The following is a 21,158-nucleotide window of genomic DNA, read 5'->3' on the forward strand; positions in this document are numbered from 1 at the left end:
CTCAGTGCTCGTGGTCGTGCGCGGCGACCGCGGGTGGCGGCGCCTCCTCGCCGATGCGTTCGCGCGCCTCGGCGACCACGTCGCCGACGGCCAGGCGGGCGCGCTCGGCGCTCTCTTCCGCCTTACGCACCCCACGCAGACCCCAGGCGGTCACCGTCACGGTGGCTTCCCGCGCAGGCAGCTTGGCCGCGGTCTTACGTAGCGCCTCGTACGCGGCCACGCCCACCGCACCGGTCACCACCGTGGACGCGGCCTTTGCCGCCAATCCCTGCCACACCATGAACCCTCTCGACAATGGTTTTCATTATCTGGGGCGACAGTACCGATCCGACGGACTTTTGTCGACGCTGCCCCTAGTGCGGCGGCCCCAGGTACGGAAAGACATCCAGGGTGTCGGTGTGCGGATGCAACCCGCTCGGCGGGCATTCACCCTTGGTCAGCGAGGCCAACCGGTAGTCGATGAAGTCGTCGGTGAACACCCTGCCGTTCGGGTACTTGGCGGGTTTGGCCGGGTTGTAGGTGAGCATGTCGGGCAGGATGCCCTCGGCGTCGATCGCGGCGACCGCCTCGTCGTGTGAGTAGCCACCGGTGTGCCCGAGCAGGTGGACGAACTGCCCCAGCCAGCGCGTCCGGTCATGGACGGGTTCGCTGGCGTTGTACTCCTCCTTGGTCTCATCGGTGTTGAAGAAGCTGCTCACCGACGGGTGCCCGGCCCGGTCCACGTGCACCAGTTCACCGTCCCGGCGTACGCTGCACCGGCCCCAGATCCTGATGTCCGGTGCCGCACCCAGCTTCACCGTCGGCAGCTCCAGCACCATCGAGCACACATTCGCCTCGATATTGGAATCGACACCCGTCCAGGGTGATTCGCCGCCAAGATGCGGCGCGGTGAAGTTCCGCCCGCCGGTGATGTCGAACAGGTTCTTGATCCCGTCGAAGTCGAAGAAGAACGCATCGCTGCGCGCCCCCGCGAAGAACAGGTACTCGCCATCGCGGGCGATGACGGGCGTCTCGTCGAACGACACCGGCACGGCACCGAAGATCTGCTTCCCCACCGCTTCCGGTGATCGGGCCTGCGCACCCACCGCGAGGTAGACATCCACCGTCTGGTGGCCCTGCACCGGCTCGGAGAAGACGTAGCTGAAGGCGATGTCGTTGCGCAGGTCGCCGTCGTTGTCGATGGCGAGCCGGTAGACGGCGCCGGGATGCAGGGCGTCGGCGTTGGGATTGGCGTTGAGGATGAGCACGGTATTGGCGGGGTTGGCCGGCGACTGGAACGCGTAGAGATCGCACAGATCCAGGCGTGGTCACCGAGTGGCGGGCCGAGGGACAGACCGGTGAAGTGGTTCGACATATCGTCATCCAACTCCGGATCGGCGGCGGCCGCAGGACTTTGGGTCAGGGCCTTACGTAAACCACCCGGCTGCCGAACACGATGTCTTGCAACGATCTTCGCCGCCGATCCACGGCCACCCACAGCAACCCGACGGGCAGCAACACACAGGCAACGGCGCGCAACAACGCGACCGCGGGTGGCAGCCGGTTCCCGCGGCGCCCAGTTACCCGCAACCCCATGGTCACCGACCCCACCGTGCAGCCCGAGACCACCCAGCACGCGGCCAGGTAACAGACGGCGACGACGAACAGCACCGCGGTGGAGAACACCGCACCGACGGTTGGGACCCGGAACGCGGCGGGATGAAACATCAACCGGGTCAGCAGCAGGCCGAGATAGATCGCCGCCATCGCGATCCCGACGACCACCAAGTCGATGACGGCGGCGATACCGCGGCTGACGACACCTGCGGTGCGGGGATCAGGCACGCCCGCGGCCCAACAGCCGGTCGACGAAGCCGGCCACCAGGTCGTCGGCTCGTTCCCCCTGGCTGCGCACATCGGTCATGACCTCGGCGGTGACGGACTCGGTGGACTGCCGGATGATGGCCTGCAGGTCGATGCCCTCGACGACCTCATTGGCCAGTGCGACCAGATCGACCCTGCGCCGCACCAGCTCGTCGAGATCGAGTTCGTCGAGCACCCGCTCGACCAGCTGCACGGCGACGGCGACGATCACCGTCGTCACCGGTTCGATGACCCGCTGCCCCCGGGCGGTCAGGCCGGCGCGGGTCTGGTGCAACACCCGGCCGAGCACCGGTACCCGCTCGGCGCCCCGGTACACCGCGCCGACCCCGCCCACGGCGGCGGCGGCCACTCCGGCGGCGAGTGTCACTATCGGTGGCGACTCATCGGACATCAGGCTCTGCCGTTGCCGCGCATGATGTCCTCGAGGCATTTCAGCCGGGTCTGATGGGTCTGGTCCACGCAGACCCGCACCGGCCCCTCGGTTTCGGGTGCATAGGTCGGCTCCCCCTCGCTGGGCGTGGCGGCCGGCGCAGACGGCTGCGTCACCTGCTGGCTGAGCGACCAGATGGTGCTGCCAGAATTCGGCAGCTGGGCGCAGTAGGCAGGTGCCCCGGATTCGGCGACGCCTGCCGCGCCCAAGGTCGCGCAGTCGGCGCCGATCACGACCACCGGGACCGATGGGGCCTGGCCGGGCGGCGGGGCCGGGATCGCGGTGGGTTTGGCCTGCTGAGTGGCCGGCGCACTGCCGGATCCGCTGAACGCGCCGAAGGCGAACGCCACCGCGGTGGCCACGATCGCCACGAGCACCACCACGGCGGGGATGAGCAGTTTGGACCGCGATCTGGCGGGGATGGCGTGCGCTTTGGCGTGTCGCGGCCCCGACGCCGGCACGGCGAGCATGGTGGCATCGGACCCCGGCGTGCCGATGCGGTGTTCCAGGGCTCGGACGAAGTCCATGCACCGGCCGTACCGCTGTGCCGGGTCCTTGGCCAGTGCCCGGTCGAAAACCGGCCCCAGACTGGACAGTTCGGGCCGCCGGCCTCCGATGGGTGGCGGGTTGGCAGTCAGGTGCTGGCTGATCACCACCGCCGGGTTGGAGTGCTGGAACGGCGGGGCCCCGGTGAGCAGCTGGTAGGCCGTGGCGGCCAGCGCGTACTGGTCGGCCCGGCCGTCGATCTCGGCTCCGGTCAGCTGCTCGGGCGCCGCGTACGCCACCGTGCCGACGGTCATGTTGGTGCCGGTCAGATTGCTGGTCTCACCGGTTCGACGCGCGATACCGAAGTCCGCCAACAAGATTCGCTCATCGGGTGCACCGGGATTGGAGATCAGGATATTGGCCGGCTTGACGTCGCGGTGCAGCAGCCCTTTCTGGTGGGCGTAATCCAACGCCTCGGCGACCGCGGTGACGATGCGCACCACCTCGTCCGCGGGCATCCCGTCGGGGTAGCGCTCGGCGAGCAGCTCCCCGGCATCGGTGCCCTCGACGTAGTCCATGGCGATCCACAGCTGCCCGTCGACGTCACCGCGGTCGTGCACCTCGACGATGTGCGGGTGCCAGAGGGTGGCCGCGATATCGGCCTCCCGTTCGAAGCGCCGCCGGTACTCGGAATCCGCGCACACGGTGGCGCCGAGCACCTTGAGCGCGTCGCGGCGGGGCAGCCGTGGGTGCTGGGCCAGGTAGACCTCACCCATGCCGCCGGCGCCCAGTGACCGGACAACGGTGTACCCGGCGATCACCTGGCCTTCCTCGAGCGGCATGGCCGAAGTGTAATGGCCGATCAGAGCTGGTGTGCCGCATCGTCGCAGGTAACCATGCGCACCAGGTCAGCGCGGTCCCAGTTGTCAGCGACGCAGATACGCCAAGGCCTCGGCGGCGGCGTGGGCGCCGCACATGCCGTGGGCGCCGGGGCCTGGCGGGGTGGCCGCCGAGCACAGGTACATCCCGGGGATGCCGAGCCGGTAGGGGTGCAACGTGGGCCGTGGCCCGAACACCAGCTGGCGGATGTCCTTGGCGCCGGTGTTGATGTCACCGCCAACGTAGTTGGGGTTGTACACCGACATCTCGGTGGTCGACCGGACCGCCGTGCCCACCACCCGATCGCGGAAACCGGGCGCGAAGCGTTCGAGCTGTCCGATGATCGCCTCGGTGGCGTCGCCGGCGTACCCGTGCGGCACGTGCGCGTAGGCATACACCGGGTGGACATCGCCGACCGAGCGGCCCGGATCGGCCAGGTACTGCTGGCCGACGATGATGAACGGACGGGCCGGCATCCGCCCGGCCTGGATATCGCGTTCGGTGGCGGCGATCTCGGCCAACTCGCCACCCAGGTGCACGGTGCCGGCACGGCGGGCGCCTGGGTTGGTCCAGGGCACCCCGCCGTGCACGGCGAAGTCCACCTTGAAAGCCCCTGGGCCGTAACGGAACCGTCGCAGTGCCCGGCCGACCCGCTGCGGCAGCCGGTCCCCGAGGATGCCGGCGACCGCGGTGGGTGCCAGGTCGAAGACCGTCACGTCGGCGTGCGGCAGCTGGGCCGCGGCGGTGATCCGGACCCCGGTCTGGACGATGCCGCCGAGATCGGCGAACGCCGCGGCCAATGCATCGGTGATCGCCTGCGAACCGCCCTCGGCCACGGCCCAGCCGTGCCGGTGTCCGGTGGTGACGATGCCGAGGCCGATCGCCGATGTCATCGGCAGGTGCAGCGGGCGGAAGGTGTGTGCGGCCACGCCACCGAACAGCGCGGCGGCGGCCGGTGTCCGAAACACCCGGGCCAGCACGGTGGCCGGCAGTAGCGTGGGCATACCGAAACGGGCAAGGGCCAGTGGATGTTTCGGGATGTGCAGCAGCGGACCCAGGATGTCGTGCTCCAGCAGGTCGTACCGGCTGACCGGCCCGGCGAACAGGGCCCGCCAGCGGGCGCCGTCGGCGCCGAGGGCCGCGGCGGTGTCCTCGAGGCTGCGGTACAGCAGGCCGGCGCCGCCGTCGTCGAGCGGATGCGCGCAGTCGATATCGGGCCAGCGCCAACGCAATCCGTGCCGGGTAAGGTCCAGGCGGCCGAGGAAGGGTGAGCCGACGGCCATCGGGTGAATGGCCGCGCAGTGATCGTGCACCAAGCCGGGCATGATCGCTTCCCCGGACCGGACGCCGCCACCGACCCGATCGGCCGCCTCCAGCACGGTGACCTGGACACCCGCCCGGGCCAGGGTGATGGCGGCGGCCAGCCCATTGGGGCCGCCACCCACCACCACGGCTGTCGTCATCGTTACAGCGGCGTCAGGCCGTGCTTACGCTGCACCTTCTTCAGATTCTGCTTGTCCCGCAACAGGTGTAGGGATTTGCGCAGCAGCAGCCGGGTCTGGTGCGGCTCGATGACACCGTCGATGTAACCGCGCTCGGCGGCGATCCACGGGGTGGCCAGGTTGAGGTTGTAGCCCTCGATGAAGTCGGCGCGGATCTTCTGCACCTCCGGCGCGGTGGGATCCGGGAAGCGCTTCACCAGCAGCTGCGCCGCGCCCTCCGCACCGATCACCGCGATACGCGCGGTGGGCCAGGCGTAGTTCAGATCGGCCGACAGCTGCTTGGAGCCCATCACCGCGTAACCACCGCCGTACGCCTTGCGCACGATGATGGTCACCTTCGGCACGTCGGCCTCGACGATGGCGTTGAAGAACCGGCCACCACGCTTGATGATGCCGCCCTTCTCCTCCTCCACGCCCGGCATGGCACCGGGGGTGTCGACGACGAAGACCAGCGGCAGGTTGAACGAATCGCAGAACCGGATGAATCCGGCGGCCTTGTCCGACGCCTCGTTGCCCACCGCACCGGACATGTGCATCGGCTGGTTGGCGATGACGCCGACCGGCCGGCCGTCCACCCTGGCGAACGCGGTGATCATGGACGGGCTGCGCTGGTCGGCGATCTCGAAGACGTCACCGTCGTCGAAGATGCGCAGCAGGATCTCGTGCATGTCGTAGGCCTGGTTGTCCGAGTCCGGCACGATGGTGTCGAGTTCCAGGTCGCTGGCCGTGATCTCGGGCTCCAAGCCCGGGTTGACGATCGGCGCGTCGTCGAAGTGGTTGGGCGGCAGGAAGCTCAGGTAGTCACGCACGTACTGGTAGGCCGCGGCCTCGGACTCGACCACCTTGTGGATGTTGCCGCGCTCGGCCTGCACGTCGGCGCCGCCCAGCTCGTCGAAGGTGACGTCCTCACCGGTGACGTCCTTGATGACGTCCGGCCCGGTGATGAACATGTAACCCTGGTCGCGCACCGCGACGATGAGGTCGGTCTGGATCGGTGAATACACCGCGCCGCCAGCGCATTTGCCGAAGATCAGGGAGATCTCCGGGACCAGGCCGCGCAGCATCTCGTGGCGGCGGCCGAGTTCGGCGTACCAGGCCAGCGAGGTGGCGGTGTCCTGGATGCGCGCACCGGCGGAGTCGTTGATACCGATGATCGGGCAGCCGACCATGGCCACCCACTCCATCAACTTGGCCACCTTGCGGCCGAACATCTCCCCGACCGAGCCCTGGAACACCGTCTGGTCGTGGCTGAACACACCGACCGGACGACCGTCGATGGTGCCGTGCCCGGTGACCACACCGTCGCCGTAGAACGCGTTCGGATCGCCCGGTGTGCGGGCCAGGGCGCCGATCTCCAGGAAGCTGCCCGGATCGAGCAGGGCGTGGATGCGCGCCCGCGCCGACGGGATGCCCTTCTTGTCGCGGCGGGCCTTGGCCTTCTCGTCGCCGGGATCCTGGGCCAGCGTCAGCTTTTCGCGTAGCTCCGCCAGCTTCTCGGCCGTGGTGGCCGCGGACTGAACCGTCGGGGTCTCCGTCACTTCTTCGCGTCCTTGTCTGCCGTTGCGGCGGCTTGGCTCTCGATACGGTTGATGGCCTCGCTCATGTGCGCGCCGACCTTGGCGATATAGGGCTCGTCTATGACCTGGATGTGCTCGCCGCCCACCGGCACCACCTCGAGGTCCTTGACCGCTTCGCCCCAGCCGCCGTCGGGCTGGCGGGTGGCGTAGGCGGGCTCGAACACGATCGCGTCATCGTGATACCGGTCGGCCATGTACAGCGTGACGTGACCGTCGTAGGGCTGGACCTCGGCCACGGCGAGCGCCCGTTGATCAAGATAAGACGTGCGCTGGTGCTCGACGATGCCGCCCGGGATCTGCACCCCGCTCTGCGCGACGATGTCCAGCACGAACTTCACCTGACCCTCGTCGTCGAGCTTCTCCAGCTCCTCGTACGGGATCTCGGGGATCTCGACGTTGAAGGTGCGCTCGGCGAACCGGGCGTAGCGGTCCCACCGGGCCCGCATCCCCGCCTGGGACTCATCGATCGGGACGCCGGGGCGCACACAGTCGATCAGGCCGACGAACCGCACATCGGCGCCGGCGTTTTTCAAGCCGATCGCGCAGGCGTAGGCCAACGCCCCACCGAGTGACCATCCCGCGAGCAGGAACGGACCCTTGTGCAGCTCCAGCAGTTTGGGCACGTACTCGGCGGCCCGTTCCTCGATGGAGCCCTCGACCCGTTCGATGCCGTAGACCGGGGTGTCGGCGGGCAGCCGCTTGATGAGCGGCTCGTACACCACCGTCGACCCACCGGCCGGGTGGAACACGAAGAGGGGGACCGCATTCGACCCGTCTTTCGGCGCCCGCAGCGTGCGCACGAAACCGTCCACCATGCCGTCTTCGAGCTGGTTCCGCACGACGGTCGCGAGTTCCTCGATGGTCTTGGCGCCCACCACATCCTCGACGGTGATGGTGCCCTCGGCGCGTTCGGACAACCGCTGGGCCATCTTCTCGGCGGCCGAATGCTCCAGCGCCGGCAGCTCGTTGAAGATGCCACCCGGCGATTTACCGGTGACGATCGCCCAGGTGGCGAAGGTGACCCGCTCGGCCGCGTCGCGCGGCGGCACGTCGGCGCCGAGCGCCTCGGTGACGGCCTCCTGGGTCAGCACCTTGGCCGCGGCCGCCGCGGCGGTCGCCTTGCTGGGACCCGAAGGGTCCGTGGGCGGGGCCGGGATCGCCGGCGCCACAACGGCATTCGCTTTGCCAGGACCGGACGGATCGGTCGGCGGGGCCGGGATCTCGGCGGCCGGCGAGCTGTCGGCCTCCTTCTGCCCCAACGGATGCCCGGCCTCGGCCAGCTTGGCCTCCAGCTCGGCCACCGTCGACGCGCCGCCCAGCAGTTCGGCCTGCGCGGACGCGATCTCCTCGGCGGTCTGCCCCTTTTGGGATTCGGCGATCTGGTCCACCTCGTCGCGGTGCTCGATCGCGTACTTGATCAGTTCCTCGACGTTGTACAGGTTGGCGTCACGTACCGCGGTCAGCTGGATCGGCGGCAGGTCGAAGTCGTATTCGACGCGGTTCTTGATCCGCACCGCCATCAGCGAATCCAGACCGAGCTCGATCAGCGGCACCTCCCACGGCAGGTCCTCGGGCTCATAACCCATGGCGCCGCCGACGATGGCGCCGAGCCGGTCGGCCACCGTCTCACCGGAATCCGGTGACCACTTGGCGAACTGCGCGGCCAGGCCGGCGCCTGCGGTCAGGTTGTCCTGGAGAATGGCAGCGTCATCCGCGGCCGGGGTCGGTGCCGCCTCGGTCACCGGCTCGGCTGCGATCGCGAGACCCGTGGCGACCGGCAGCGCGCCGCCGGCACCGTTGCGGGTCACCACGGCGTCGTACACCAGGGTGAAGGACTCACCGATACGCGCGTGCACCTGCACGGTGGCGCCACCGGGATGGCGGGACAGGGTGGTCACCAACCGGGCGTCGTCACCGGGCACGGCGCGTTGCTCGAATGCCGTCAGCACGGCGTCCGGAAGCACCTGGGTGGCAGCGGCTTTCACCAACGCCGACAGATCGGCGGCCCCGTTGGGGGCGTACTCCCAGACGTGCCTGCCGTCCGGGGTGGCCACGTGGGTGCCCGGCATCAGCACCGAGTTGTCACCCGAGAACCGGGCATCCAGCCAGTGCGGCTTGCGCTTGAACCGGGTGGGCGGGATGGCGGCGAACTCGCCGGGCCCGAACAGCGTCCGCGGATCCAGATCGTGGCCGTGCACGAACAGGTGAGCCATGGCCGTGGTCATCGAGTCGACCTCGTCCTGCTTGCGCGCCAGCGTCGCGATGAGCTGCGCGTCGTGCAAGCCCGCGCTGGCGGTGGTCAGGCCGACCTGCATGAGCGCGACCGGGTTCGGGGCCAACTCCAGGAAGGTGGTGTGCCCGTTGTCGACGGCGTTGCGGATGCCGTGGGTGAAGTAGACGCTGTGCCGCAGCCCCTTCTTCCAGTACTCGACATCGTGGATCGGCTCGGCGCCCGCACGGATCAGCTTGCCCTCGTGCACCGTCGAGAAGTACGCCGTCTGCAGCGGATGCGGCTCGATCCCCTGGATCTCGGCCGAGAGCTCACCCAGCAACGGGTCCATCTGCTGGGTGTGGCTGGCGCCCTTGGTCTGCAGCTTGCGGGCGAACTTGCCCTCGGCTTCGGCGCGGGCGACGATCGCGTCGATCTGCTCGGGCGGGCCGCCGATGACGGTCTGGGTCGGGGCGGCGTACACGCACACCTCCAGGCCGGGGTAGTCCGAGAAGACGGTCTTGATCTCGTCGGCGGAGTACTCGACCAGCGCCATCAGGCGGATGTACTCGCCGAACAGCATGGCCTCGCCCTCACCCATGAGGTGGGCGCGCGAGCAGATGGTGCGGGTCGCGTCGGCCAGCGACAGACCGCCGGAGAAGTACGCCGCGGCGGCCTCGCCGAGCGACTGGCCCACCACCGCACCGGGATGGGCGCCATGGTGCTTGAGCAGTTCACCGAGGGCGATCTGGATGGCGAAGATCACCGTCTGGACGATCTCGATGGGGTATTCGCAGGTCTCGTTGGTGTAGTCGATGGCGTCGTCGAGGATCAACTCGACGACGGAGTAGCCGCGCTCGTCCTGGATGTGCGCGTCGACCTTATTGATCCACTCGGCGAAGACCTCGTTGCGCAGGTAGAGGTCCTTGCCCATCTTGCGGTGCTGCGCACCGAAACCGGCCAGCACCCACACCGGGCCGTTGGTGACGGGCCCGTCGGCGGAGATCACCAGCGGGCTCTGCTTACCCTCGGCGATCGCCCGCAATCCCTTGACGGCTTCGTCGTGGTCGTGGGCGAGCACCACCGCGCGGGACCGGCCGTGGTTGCGCCGCGAGAGCGACCGCCCGATCGACTCCAGCGACGCGGCGCGGCCGTCCTCGCTGTCGATCCAGTCGGCCAGTTCGGCCGCGGCAGCCTTCTTGCGGGACGTGAGGAAGCCGGAGATGACCAGCGGCACAATCGGTTTCGGTGGCTCTTTACTTTCCAGCTGCTGGCGGCCGGCCTCGATCAGGCGCTTGGCTTCCTCCGTCAGGCCGGGCAGCTCGAACGAGCCTTCCTGGTAGCTCGGGTACTCCTGCTCGAACTCGCCGTACTCGTTCATCTGGATGCCGCCGACGAACTCGGCCGCAGCATCCTCGGACGACTTCTCCTCCGCCGCCCCGGGTTCCGGCTCGGGTTCGACCAGATCCGAGGGCAGCACCTCACGCAGCACCAGGTGCGCGTTGGCGCCGCCGAAGCCGAAGCCCGAGACCCCGGCGACGGCGTGGCCGCTGTACCGCGGCCAGTCCGAGACGGTGTCGTTGACCTTGAGGTGTTCCTTGTCGAAATCGATGTAGGGGTTGGGGCCCGCGTAGTTGATGGACGGCGGCAGCTTGTCGTGCTGCAGCGCCAGCGTCATCTTGGCCAAGCTGGCCGCACCGGCAGCCGACTCCAGGTGCCCCACATTGGATTTCACCGCACCCAGCAGCGCGGGCTTGTCCGCGGCGCGACCCCGGCCGATGACCCGGCCCAGCGCGTCGGCCTCGATCGGGTCACCGAGGATGGTGCCGGTGCCGTGCGCCTCGACATAGTCGACGACGCGCGGGTCGATACCGGCGTCCTTATAGGCCCTGCGCAGCACGGCTTCCTGCGCGTCGGGGTTGGGCGCGAGCATGCCGTTGGACCGGCCGTCGTGGTTGACCGCGCTGCCCGCGATGACCGCGAGGATCTGGTCGCCGTCGCGGCGGGCGTCGGAAACGCGCTTGAGCACCAGCATGCCGCCACCCTCGGACCGGGCGTACCCGTCGGCGTCCGAGGAGAACGACTTGATCCGGCCGTCCGGAGCCAGCACACCGCCGACCTCGTCGAAGCCGATGGTCACCAGTGGGGTGATCAGCGCGTTCACGCCGCCGACCACGGCGACGTCGGCCTCACCCGAACGCAGCGCCCGCACGCCCTGGTGCGCGGCGACCAGCGAGCTGGAGCAGGCGGTGTCCACCGACACCGACGGACCGCGGAAATCGTAGAAGTAGGACACCCGGTTGGCGATGATCGCCGTCTGGTTACCGGTGATCGCATACGGGTGCGTGACCGTCGGATCGGCAAGCGACAGGTACGAGTAGTCGTTGTTGGAACTGCCGATGTACACCGCGACATTGCCGCCGCGCAGGCTCGACGCCGGAATCCTGGCGTGCTCCAACGCTTCCCAGGTCAGCTCCAGGGCCATCCGCTGCTGCGGATCGATGTTGTCGGCCTCCATCTTCGACAGCGCGAAGAACTCGGCGTCGAAGCCCTTGATATCGGAGAGGTAGCCACCCCTGGTCCGGGCCGTGGCCACCCGCTCGGCGATCCGCGGCTCGCCGAGGAACTCCTCCCAGCGCCCCTCGGGCAGGTCGGTGATGGCGTCGCGGCCGTCCAGCAGCGCCGCCCACATCTCGTCGGGAGTGTTCATATCGCCGGGGAAGCGGGTGGCGACACCGACGATGGCGATGTCCTCCACGCCTTCCGGGCGCGACCAGTCCTCGTCGTCACCGGTGGCCGGCTCGGGTTCGCCCTCGACGATGACCTGCGCCAGCGCCTCGATGGTGGGGTGCCGGAAGGCCATGGTGGCCGTCACGGTGACCCCGGTGAAGTCCTCGATATCGCTGGCCATCGCAACCGCGTCGCGGGAGGACAAGCCGAGCTCGACCATGGGCGCCGCGTCGTTGATGCTGTCGGCCGGCTGGCCGGTCGCGTTGGCGATCCAGTTGCGCAGCCAGTCGCGCATCTCGTTGACCGTCAGGTCAGGGCGCACCGGGCCAGTTTCAGAGTTCTGCGAATTCTCGCTGTTTTCAGTCATTCTCATTCACTTTCGCCGCCGTGCGGCCTTGATGACGGGCCGGTTGTGTGCGGGGGTCAGTCAGCTTCGTCCGGGAAGGCGTTGGCGATCTTGCCGCTGCGCAGGCTGCCGTCGAGGTAGGCGGCCCGGCAGGCCCGGCGCCCGATCTTGCCGCTGGAGGTCCGCGGGATGGCACCGGCGGCGGTCAGCAGGACGTCACGCACCGTGACGCCGTGGCGCACGGCGATCGCGGCGCGGATGTCGTCGGCGATGGGACCGATCTCCAGCTTGTGCGATCCGGGCGCCCGCTCCGCGACGATCACCAACTGCTCCGAGGTGTCCTCGGGATCGAACTTCAGTCCGGCGTGGGCGTTTTCGAACACTTCGGCCGGAAGCTGGTTGGCCGGCACCGAGAAGGCCGCGACGAAACCGGTGCGCAGCGCCTTGCTGGCCTCCTGCGCGGAGTACTCCAGGTCCTGCGGGTAGTGGTTGCGGCCGTCGATGATGACGAGGTCCTTGACGCGGCCGGTGATGTACAGATCACCGTCGTAGAAGGCGCCGTAGTCGCCGGTGCGCACCCAGGTGGCGTCATCGGCCGCACCCTCGGCGTGCGACGGGTTGGCCCGTGACTTGAGGGTGTTCTGGAAGGTCTCGCGGGACTCTTCGGGCTTGCCCCAGTAGCCGGTGCCCATGTTCTGGCCGCTGATCCAGATCTCGCCGATCTGGCCGTCGGGCAGCTCGGTGGCGCTGTCGGCGTCGACGATGACGGCCCATTCGCCGATGCCGACCTTGCCCGCCGAGGCCTGGGCCACCGCCTTCTCGGAATCGGCGGGCACCTCGACGATGCTGCCGGTGTTCAGGGCGTCCCGGTCGACGGTGATGATCTTGGGCTCTTCGGCCGACGGGGTGGTCGACACGAACAGCGTCGCCTCGGCCAGGCCGTAAGACGGCTTGATGGCCTTGGGCGGGAAGCCGAACGGAGCGAATGCCTCGTTGAACCGGCGCACGGTGGCCGCCGAGATCGGCTCGCTGCCGTTGAGCACGGCCTTGACGTTGGACAGGTCCACCGCGTCGGCGCCCTCCTTGGGCACGCCACGGGCGGCGGCGTGGTCGAAGGCGAAGTTCGGGGCCACCGAGATGGTGCCGCCGGTGTCGCCCTCCTTGCGGGCCAGCTCGCGGATCCACCGCTCGGGACGGCGCACGAAGGCCGCCGGCGTCATGAAGGTGAAGTAGTGGCCGATCATCGGCGCCAGCAGCGCGGTGATCAGACCCATATCGTGGAAGAACGGCAGCCAGGACAGGCCGCGGTCACCCTCTTCGCCCTCCAGCGCCTCGACGACCTGGAGCACGTTGGTGGCCAGGTTCAGGTGGGTGATCTGCACACCGGTCGGGATGCGGGTCGAGCCGGAGGTGTACTGCAGATAGGCGATGGTGGTCTCGTCCGGCTCGTCGGGCTGCACCCAGGTGGCGGCGACGTCGTCGGGCACCGCGTCGACGGCGATGACGCGGGGCCGCTGATTGGCCGGCCGGCTGCGGAAGAACTTCCGCACGCCCTCGGCGGCGTCGGTGGTGGTCAGGATCGCCGACGGGTGGCAGTTGTCCAGGACCGCGTGCAGACGGCCGACGTGTCCGGGCTCGGACGGGTCGAACAGCGGCACCGCGATGCGACCGCCGTAGAGCGCACCGAAGAATGCGACCAGGTAGTCCAGGTTCTGCGGGCACAGGATGGCGACCCGGTCACCGGGCTGGGTGACCTGCTGCAGCCGGGCCGCGACAGCCTTGTTGCGGGCGCTGAACTGCGCCCAGGTCATATCGCGGGCGACACCGTCGCGCTCGGTGGAGAAGTCGAGGAAGCGGTAGGCGAGCTTGTCGCCGCGTACCTTGGCCCAGCGCTCGACGTGACCGACGATGCTGGCGCCGTCAGGGAACTTGATCTGACCGTCCTTGATGAACGGGTTATGGAACGGCATCAAACTCTCCTGTCACAGCACGTCGCACGCGGTCGTCACGAGCCCCGGCGATCGTACCGGGGCGCCCGATTCCCCCCTCCGACGACCGCTCGTCGCTCTTAGTTTTCTCTTAATGTTAGGTGACCGATTGTCGCAGGCCAAATCTGGTTACCCGTGAGTCGCAACCAGATTTCATCCGTGTTTGGGATGCGGTGCGTTCTCCACCAGGTTGTGCGCCCACTGCTCGGTCCACTGGGTGGCCGTCTGCCCGTCCAGGCTCCAGAACTGCGGCGTGTTGTACAGCGCGTGCACCGGGCCGGCGGTGCTGCCCAGCAGCGTCTCCAGCGTCTTGGGCAGGTTCCCGACCGAGAACGCCTGCTCGGGCGCCGCGCAGATCAGATCGCCGTTCCCGCAGATCTGGTAGACGCGGTCGTTGAGCGCCCCGAAGCCGCCGTCGCGCGGGCCGGTCATCGCCAGGCCGAGCGCCGCCAGCATCGGCACCTCGTGCAGGGTGATCTCGGCACCTTGGCCGGGCGGGTTGGCCGGCAGCGTCTGGCCCACCCCGTCCTGGCGGCGGCCGTCGGCGATCAACGTCACCCCCAGCACCAGATCCTGGTCGACGGGCCCGCGGCCGTTGCCGATATCGGAGGCGATATCGCCGCCGATCACCGCGCCCTGCGAGAAGCCCACGATCACATAGCTGGTGAGCGGGCATTTGTTGTTCATGTCGGTGAGCGCCTGGATGGCCTTCTTGGTGCCCTCGGCGCGCGAGTCGTTGTAGGACATCTGGCCGTCGGCGGAGAACGGGTTATGGAACTGCGCGGTGTAGGGCACGGTGTACACCTGCACCCGGTCGGTGCCGAACTGCTGCAGCAGCGGGTTGGTCACGTTGAGCAGCAGCGCGTTCGGGAACTGCACCGGATTGTTCGGATCGAGCGCCGGTGAGGACTCCCAGGTGCCGGGGATGGCGAGCACGTAGACGTCCGGGCAGCTGGCGTCCTGGGATTCCGGGCGCGGCTTGCTCGGCGAGGGACCGGTGCTGGGCACGCCGGACGGCGGTGCGGTGGGCGGGGTGGCCAGCGGCGGGGTCTCGGGCTGACGCAACCACACCACCAAGGCGGCGACGATGACCGCCACCAGGACGGCGACGGCCCCTGCCGCGGCCACCGCCAGGATCCGGTGTCGTTTGCGGTTGTTGGTCGCCATAGTCGGAAGCGCTCCTCGGTTCGGCTGAATGTCTTCAGGCACTACTGTCCTACCGCCGGACGCGGGTCAGCAGAGCTGGTCGGTCGCGATGCGAATGTAGTCGGAGGTGACGGCGTTGACCTCACCCGCGGGCGGGGCCGCCGCACTGATGTGGGCTTCCCGGACATCGGCGCGCACCAGGGGCAGCACGAAATCCCAGACCGCCTGATCGGTCTGTTTGGCAGCACGCGCCTGGCACACGTAGGACCCGATGGTGAGCGCGACCATTTCCTCGGAGGGATGCACGCCGGCCGCCGCGAGCGCGTCGAGGTAGGACTGCTGCTGACGGGACATCGGCATGTGTTCGCGATAGCCGCCCGCCGCGCTGGCCGCCGGCGGCGCGATGTTGCCCAACCCGTCGGAAGGCCCGGCCGACTGCGAGGACGGCATACCGATCGTGGTGATCACGTCGTCGCTGAACGAGCAGCCGCACACCGCCGCCGCCGTCGAGGCGAGCATCAGCGGGGTCACCACGAACGCGGGTCGCTTTGCCAGACCCGCAGACCACCGCCGGTTACGCTGCACGGCTCCACGGTACCGGCTGTGCGCACCGGCCCAGGGGGACCAGCGGCGGTTAGCGGATCGCGGCCGACAGATCGCCGGCCAGGGCCGCCAGTTGTGGGCCCCAGTTGCCCCAGTCGTGCTGCCCACCGGTCGGGAAGTCGAAGTGCCCGTTGCGGCCCCCGAGCGAGCGGTAATGCGAATAGAACGTGCGGTTACTGCCCTGGGCCTGATCGCAGTAGCCGATCATCGCGGCGGGGTCGCTGCAGGTCAGGGTCTGCGGGCTGAACACCCACAACCGGGTGTTGTTGTCCACCAACAGCTGCGCATGCACGTCCGGGTCATGCCACTTCCACCGGCCCAGCTGCGCCGCACCCCACATGGCCTGGGTGTTGACCCCACCGAACTGCGCCATGCCCGCGGTGATGGCACCGTTGAGGAAGGTGTTGGACGGCGTCAGGAAACCCGACATGGAGCCGGCGTAACGGAACCGGTCGGGGTGGAACTCGGCCAGCGTGATGGCCGCAGTACCGCCCTGCGCGGCACCGACGATGCCGTGCCCGTTGGGCGCCAGCCCCTTGTTTGCGGCCAGCCAGTTGGGCAGCTCATCGGTGAGGAAGGTCTCCCACTGCTTGCTGCCGTCCATCTCCCAGTTGGTGTAGAGGCTGAACGCCCCGCCGGCCGGGGCGGCCACCGAGATGCCCTTACCGGCCAGGGTGCTGAAGGCGCCGGCACCGACCCAATTGCTCACGTCGGGGCCGGCGTTGAAGGCGTCCAGCAGATACACCGCATGCGGACCGCCGGCCTGAAAGGCCACCGGGATGTCGCGGCCCATGGCCGCCGAAGGCACCATGAGGTATTCGATACCGTCGGCCTTGGCAGGAGTGTCCACTGCGCCCGACGCCGACCACAGGCCCGTCGCCAGCAACACCGCGCAGGCCGCCTGCAGGGTCTTGCGGATGGCCGAATGCAGCGCGTGGTTCCCGTCGCGTCGCTCGCGCAGCCTCATGTGCCCACCTCATCTTGATAGCCGATCCCCCACCACCCGCGTTGTAGTGAATCACACCACTGCGGCGCGGCGGCTTCGAAACGGGGCGGAAACGGCCGACGGCGGCGACCCAGAAGGATCGCCGCCGCTCGGCGTTTCGTTGTTTGCCGTCAGGCCCGCGGATCAGGCGGTCGGCACGGCTCCCAGCACACGCTGCATATCCGGCTTCATGGCCTGCAGCTGCTGACCCCAGTACGGCCAGTCGTGCACACCGTTCTCCGGGAAGTTGAACACGGCGTTGGTGCCGCCGTTGGCGATGTAGGTGTCCCGGAAGGTCTTGTTGGTGCGGATGGTCAAGCCCTCAAGGAACTTCGCGTTGAACAGGTTGCCGCCGCTGACGCCGGCACTGAGGTCCGACGGGGTGCCGTTACCGCAGTACACCCACAGCCGGGTGTTGTTGGCGATCAGCTGGTTGATGTTCACGAACGGATCGTTGCGCTTCCAGGCGTTGCCGGCGTCGCCGGTCTTGCCCCACATGTCGTCGGCCTTGTAGCCACCGGCGTCACCCATGGAGATGTTCACCAGGAAGGGCCACCAGCCCTCGGACAGGTTCAGGAAGCCCGACATCGAGCCGGCGTAGATGAACTGCTGGGGGTGGTAGATGGCCAGCGTCAGCGCGGCCGAACCGGCCATCGACAGGCCGACGGCCGCGCCGCCGGTGGGCTTGACCTGACGGTTGGCCTGCAGCCACGCCGGCAGTTCCTGGGTCAGGAAGGTCTCCCACTTGTAGGTGGTGCAACCGGTCTTGCCGCAGGCGGGCTTGTACCAATCGGAGTAGAAGCTGGACTGACCGCCGACCGGCATCACCATCGAGATGCCCGAGCCGTTGTACCACTCGAAGGCGGCGGTGTTGATGTCCCAGCCGTTGAAGTCGTCCTGTGCACGCAGGCCGTCGAGCATGTAGACCGCCGGCGAGTTCGCGCCGCCGCTCTGGAACTGCACCCGGATGTCGCGGCCCATACCGGCCGACGGGACGTCCAGGTATTCGACCGGCAGGCCCGGCCGAGAGAAGGCACCAGCAGTCGCCGAGCCTCCGACAACGCCGACCAAACCGGGCAGTACCGCGGCAGCAGCTGCCGCGACCACCACTCGGCGCGTGGCGCCGCGAATTTTCCCAACGAAACTCATAACTGCTTACCTATCCCATCTGTCGAGTGCCGCACCCGGTCGGTGTGCGCCGGTCCGGGCCGCATTGCCCGTGTAGTCAACCACAAGTCGGTGTAAGTTCTCTCTTTCGATGAACGCCCGCTCACCCGTTGAGGGTGGCGATCAGATCGGGTTTGAGGGCCTGCAATTGGGCGCCCCAGTACGCCCAGGAATGGTTGCCGGCGGGCGGGAACTGGAAGGTCGCGTTGCGGCCGCCGGCCGCGGTGTAGCGGTCCTGGAACCGCTTGTTGCTGCCGATCGCGAGACCCTCAAGGCTGTCGGCGTTGAACTGCTGGCCGGGGTCGGCGTTCTCGTCCAGCGGGGTGGAACCGCCAGGGGCACAGTAGATCCACAGCCGGGTGCCGTTGGCGACCAGTTTGCCCACCTGCTCCACCGGGTCGTTGCGCTTCCACGCCGGATCCCAGGGCGGTCCCCACATGTTGTCCACGTTGTAACCGCCCGCATCCAGCATGGCGACGCGAATGGCCTGTTTCATGAAGACCGTCGAGGGGTTGAGAAACCCGGACAGCGATGCCGCATAGCTGAATTGCTGCGGGTGGTAGGCGGCCAGGATCAGGCTCGCCCCACCGGCCATCGACAGTCCGACGACACCGTTGCGGGAGGTCGAGACCTGCTTGTTCGCTGCCAGCCATTGCGGCAGCTCACTGGTCAGGAACGTCTCCCACTTGTAGGTGTAGCCCTGGTTGTTGAACGTCGACGGCGAATACCAGTCGCTGTAGAAACTGGACTGTCCGCCGACCGGCATGACGACCGAAACGCCCGAGCCGTAGAACCATTCGAAGGCCGCGGTGTTGATATCCCAGCCGTTGTAGTCGTCCTGGGCGCGCATGCCGTCCAAGAGGTAGACGGCGCGAGAAGGCGCTGCACTCGACGACGGCGCCGCAGCGCCTCCGGCCCCCTGGAACTCGACGCGGATGTTGCGGTTCATCGACGGCGAGAACACGTCGAGATATTCGACCGGCAGCCCTTCGCGGGAGAATGCGTGCGCCGACGGGGCGACGGGCAACAGTACGGCCGCCGGGGCGATCATGGCCGCCAGAGCCACGACGGCGGTCCGCAACCATGTGATGGTTCTCACAGCAGCGGTCCTACCCATGTGTCGTCAATCCATTCCGTTTTCACAGGCAATGCGATGCGTCGCATGTCGAGGCCGGAGTCCGGTGCGGGGGCCGCTCGCCGTGAACTCACCATTGAGTTCGGGGCCACCACGCTTCCTGTATCGCCACAACATAGCCGCGGCGTTACGCCACCCGCAAAACCACGTGCGCTACGGACCGGTGGCCGGCATCCCGGTGTACGGCGGATTCTTCGGCGGCGGCGCTTGCAGGCCGCACCGGTACAGCTCGTAGAGCGGGACCCGGTCGATCCGGTAACTACCGAACTGCAACGCATGGGTGAGGTTGGAGAGGAACAGCCGGGGCGTCAGCTTGCCTCGCACCGAGTTCAGGATCACTTCGGTCTCCGGACACTTCAGCGCCACCTCGGCCTGGGCGATCCAGTCCTCGTCGAGATAGGCCGGGATGTACGGACGTTCCTTGAGGAAGGGTCCTTCGGCGACCGCCCAGTCCGGGAACAGGTTCTTGTCGTGACCGATGCGGGCGTCCTCCAGCCGGGCGGTGTGCGCCGCCAGGGTGTTGACCAGACCGATCTGGTCGATGACCCGGACGTCGAGGCCGACATTCATCCCCAGCATGCCCATATTGGTGAAAAACACTGTGTGCGGCCCGGTTTCGCCGTTTCGGTAGGGCTTGTCCGGTGGCGGCGGGATGGCCGGGACCACGTCCCAGCGGTCATAGTCGCCGGACGGCAGCAGCAGCGCACCGTCGGGGGTGTTGTTGATGGCGGTGAGCACCGCCCGCATCCGCGGGTAGTCCAGGTAGTCGGCCGCGGTCAGCGGATGGGCGTGGCCGGTGGCCTGCGCATAGAAACGGCGTTCGTCGACGATGCCGGAGTAGGTGACCCGGGTGGCGTCAGCACCCATTCCGGGCGAATTCGCCGCCCACAGTGACCATCCCGCGATCCCCAGCCACAACAGACTGGTCGCCCCGGCCAGCAGATAGCCGGTCCGGCGGCTGACCTTGGTCTCGTCGGGCACCCGCACCGGGATCACTGCGACCGGCGCCAGCACGCAGAACAGGGCGGTGAGCAGGACCCGCCCGTGCATGAAGTCCCCGCCTTGGCGCACCCAGTACACACCTTGCAGCACGCCGCTTATGACGATGAAAACAACCACCGCCGTGGGGTTTTGCACGATCCTGGCCAGCGACCGCCCGGCGGACCCGGAGCGCACGGGTCCGATGGTCCAGGGATGCGACCGGCCTCGCACCAGTACCACCGCCAGCAGGATCACCAGCAGCAGCGGCACCCACAGCAGATAGGGCCGGTTGAAATTGGTCAGATACTCGAAACCCTGGCCCCACTTCGAACCCGAGGCATCCTTGGCGATGGCGGTCTGGGGCACCGCGAGGCCGTAATACCCCATCCGAAAGATCTGATAGCCCACCGGAAGCGCGCCGCCGGCCACCACGATCAGGGCCCGCCGCCGCCACCGTGGCTCCGCCACCAGCATCATCACCAGCGCCAGCCCGCCGATGAGCGCCAGTTCCGGGCGGACCAACACACTCAGGCCGGCGACACCGGCCAGCGATCCCACGAATACCGGGCCGTGCCGCCGGCCCTCGGGCAGCCTGGGCGCCTGCGACCAGCACACCATCAGCCACCACAACAGGCCGAGATAGGCCAACACCAAACCGTTTTCCAGGCCCGAGGTGGCGAAGTCACGGGCCGGTGGCACCGCGATGTAGACCAGCGCGCCCGCGGGCAACAGCACCGCCGCCCGACCCTGCAGGCCTGGGGCGTAGAGGCGGCCGGTGCCGAGCATCAGCAACACCACGCCGGCCACCGAGAACACCAGCGCCAACGTCAGCGCGACGTACTCCAGCCGCACCGGGCCGCTGATCCAGCTGACGATGTAGATCAGGTACGTCCACAGGGTGGAGGTGTTGGACTCCACCCGCTCTCCGGCATTGAAGACGGGCCCGTTGCCGGCCAACAGATTGCGCACGGTGCGCAAGACGATCAGGCCGTCGTCGGCGATCCAGCGTCGCTGCCAGGCACCCCAGCCGAACAGCCCGGCGACCACCAGCACCGACAACCACAGGCTGATCCGCACCGACACGCTGTACCGAAACGACGGCCAGCCCGCCAGCCGGGTCGCCACGGCGCG

At 68.3% G+C, this 21,158-nt stretch carries 14 protein-coding genes and 1 pseudogene; all 15 read right to left on the reverse strand.

Annotated features, from left to right (window positions below; genetic code table 11):
• Position 1 precedes the first annotated feature (1 nt).
• The gene (locus SBI67_RS04895; RefSeq protein ID WP_318979434.1) at positions 2-280 is read right to left on the reverse strand and encodes a DUF1490 family protein; all 279 of its coding nucleotides are present in this window, start codon (positions 278-280) and stop codon (positions 2-4) included.
• Positions 281-353: 73 nt separating this feature from the next.
• Positions 354-1,354: pseudogene (locus tag SBI67_RS04900) on the reverse strand (DUF4331 family protein).
• Between the two features lie 44 nt (positions 1,355-1,398).
• Positions 1,399-1,824, reverse strand: a complete 426-nt coding sequence (locus tag SBI67_RS04905) for an RDD family protein (RefSeq protein WP_318979435.1) — start codon at positions 1,822-1,824, stop codon at positions 1,399-1,401.
• The gene (locus SBI67_RS04910; protein ID WP_318979436.1) at positions 1,817-2,254 is read right to left on the reverse strand and encodes a hypothetical protein; all 438 of its coding nucleotides are present in this window, start codon (positions 2,252-2,254) and stop codon (positions 1,817-1,819) included. The genes SBI67_RS04905 and SBI67_RS04910 overlap by 8 nt, the downstream gene beginning before the upstream one ends.
• Positions 2,254-3,621, reverse strand: coding sequence for a serine/threonine-protein kinase (locus SBI67_RS04915; protein ID WP_318979437.1), 1,368 nt, complete (start codon positions 3,619-3,621; stop codon positions 2,254-2,256). Before SBI67_RS04915 ends, SBI67_RS04910 begins: the two co-directional genes overlap by 1 nt.
• Positions 3,622-3,705: 84 nt before the next feature.
• Entirely contained in the window at positions 3,706-5,121 is a 1,416-nt protein-coding gene (locus tag SBI67_RS04920; protein ID WP_318979438.1) for a phytoene desaturase family protein, read from the reverse strand.
• Positions 5,122-5,123: 2 nt separating this feature from the next.
• The gene (locus SBI67_RS04925) at positions 5,124-6,698 is read right to left on the reverse strand and encodes an acyl-CoA carboxylase subunit beta (protein ID WP_266047153.1); all 1,575 of its coding nucleotides are present in this window, start codon (positions 6,696-6,698) and stop codon (positions 5,124-5,126) included.
• A complete protein-coding gene (gene pks13 / locus SBI67_RS04930) occupies positions 6,695-12,043 on the reverse strand; it encodes a polyketide synthase Pks13 (protein ID WP_413232398.1) in 5,349 nt (1,782 codons plus the stop codon). The genes SBI67_RS04925 and pks13 overlap by 4 nt, the downstream gene beginning before the upstream one ends.
• A 56-nt stretch (positions 12,044-12,099) precedes the next feature.
• Entirely contained in the window at positions 12,100-13,992 is a 1,893-nt protein-coding gene (fadD32, locus tag SBI67_RS04935) for a long-chain-fatty-acid--AMP ligase FadD32 (protein ID WP_318979440.1), read from the reverse strand.
• A 171-nt stretch (positions 13,993-14,163) separates the two neighbouring features.
• Positions 14,164-15,177 (reverse strand): carboxylesterase Culp6, encoded by a 1,014-nt coding sequence (culp6, locus tag SBI67_RS04940; RefSeq protein WP_318979441.1) that lies wholly within the window; start codon positions 15,175-15,177, stop codon positions 14,164-14,166.
• A 66-nt stretch (positions 15,178-15,243) separates the two neighbouring features.
• Positions 15,244-15,741, reverse strand: a complete 498-nt coding sequence (locus SBI67_RS04945; protein ID WP_318979442.1) for a DUF732 domain-containing protein — start codon at positions 15,739-15,741, stop codon at positions 15,244-15,246.
• Between the two features lie 49 nt (positions 15,742-15,790).
• Positions 15,791-16,726: an alpha/beta hydrolase-fold protein gene (locus SBI67_RS04950; RefSeq protein WP_318979443.1), complete on the reverse strand. Its 936-nt coding sequence runs from the start codon at positions 16,724-16,726 to the stop codon at positions 15,791-15,793.
• 162 nt (positions 16,727-16,888) lie between these two features.
• Positions 16,889-17,893 (reverse strand): esterase family protein, encoded by a 1,005-nt coding sequence (locus tag SBI67_RS04955; RefSeq protein WP_024452570.1) that lies wholly within the window; start codon positions 17,891-17,893, stop codon positions 16,889-16,891.
• A gap of 121 nt (positions 17,894-18,014) precedes the next feature.
• On the reverse strand, positions 18,015-18,962 hold the full coding sequence (locus tag SBI67_RS04960; protein ID WP_318979583.1) for an esterase family protein: 948 nt from the start codon (positions 18,960-18,962) through the stop codon (positions 18,015-18,017).
• A 237-nt stretch (positions 18,963-19,199) separates the two neighbouring features.
• A complete protein-coding gene (gene aftB, locus SBI67_RS04965) occupies positions 19,200-21,152 on the reverse strand; it encodes a terminal beta-(1->2)-arabinofuranosyltransferase (RefSeq protein ID WP_318979444.1) in 1,953 nt (650 codons plus the stop codon).
• Positions 21,153-21,158: the final 6 nt, after the last annotated feature.

The sequence above is a fragment of the Mycolicibacterium chengduense genome, from assembly GCF_033741155.1.
Taxonomy (GTDB): Bacteria; Actinomycetota; Actinomycetes; order Mycobacteriales; family Mycobacteriaceae; genus Mycobacterium.

Excerpts from the sequence above, each read along its gene's own strand:
- SBI67_RS04910 (WP_318979436.1), bottom strand. The coding sequence starts at position 2,254 with ATGTCCGATGAGTCGCCACCGATAGTGACACTCGCCGCCGGAGTGGCC.
- SBI67_RS04915 (WP_318979437.1), bottom strand. The coding sequence starts at position 3,621 with ATGCCGCTCGAGGAAGGCCAGGTGATCGCCGGGTACACCGTTGTCCGG.
- SBI67_RS04955 (WP_024452570.1), bottom strand. The coding sequence starts at position 17,893 with ATGAGTTTCGTTGGGAAAATTCGCGGCGCCACGCGCCGAGTGGTGGTC.
- SBI67_RS04920 (WP_318979438.1), bottom strand. The coding sequence starts at position 5,121 with ATGACGACAGCCGTGGTGGTGGGTGGCGGCCCCAATGGGCTGGCCGCC.
- pks13 (WP_413232398.1), bottom strand. The coding sequence starts at position 12,043 with ATGACTGAAAACAGCGAGAATTCGCAGAACTCTGAAACTGGCCCGGTG.
- fadD32 (WP_318979440.1), bottom strand. The coding sequence starts at position 13,992 with ATGCCGTTCCATAACCCGTTCATCAAGGACGGTCAGATCAAGTTCCCT.
- SBI67_RS04950 (WP_318979443.1), bottom strand. The coding sequence starts at position 16,726 with ATGAGGCTGCGCGAGCGACGCGACGGGAACCACGCGCTGCATTCGGCC.
- SBI67_RS04895 (WP_318979434.1), bottom strand. The coding sequence starts at position 280 with ATGGTGTGGCAGGGATTGGCGGCAAAGGCCGCGTCCACGGTGGTGACC.
- culp6 (WP_318979441.1), bottom strand. The coding sequence starts at position 15,177 with ATGGCGACCAACAACCGCAAACGACACCGGATCCTGGCGGTGGCCGCG.
- SBI67_RS04960 (WP_318979583.1), bottom strand. The coding sequence starts at position 18,962 with ATGATCGCCCCGGCGGCCGTACTGTTGCCCGTCGCCCCGTCGGCGCAC.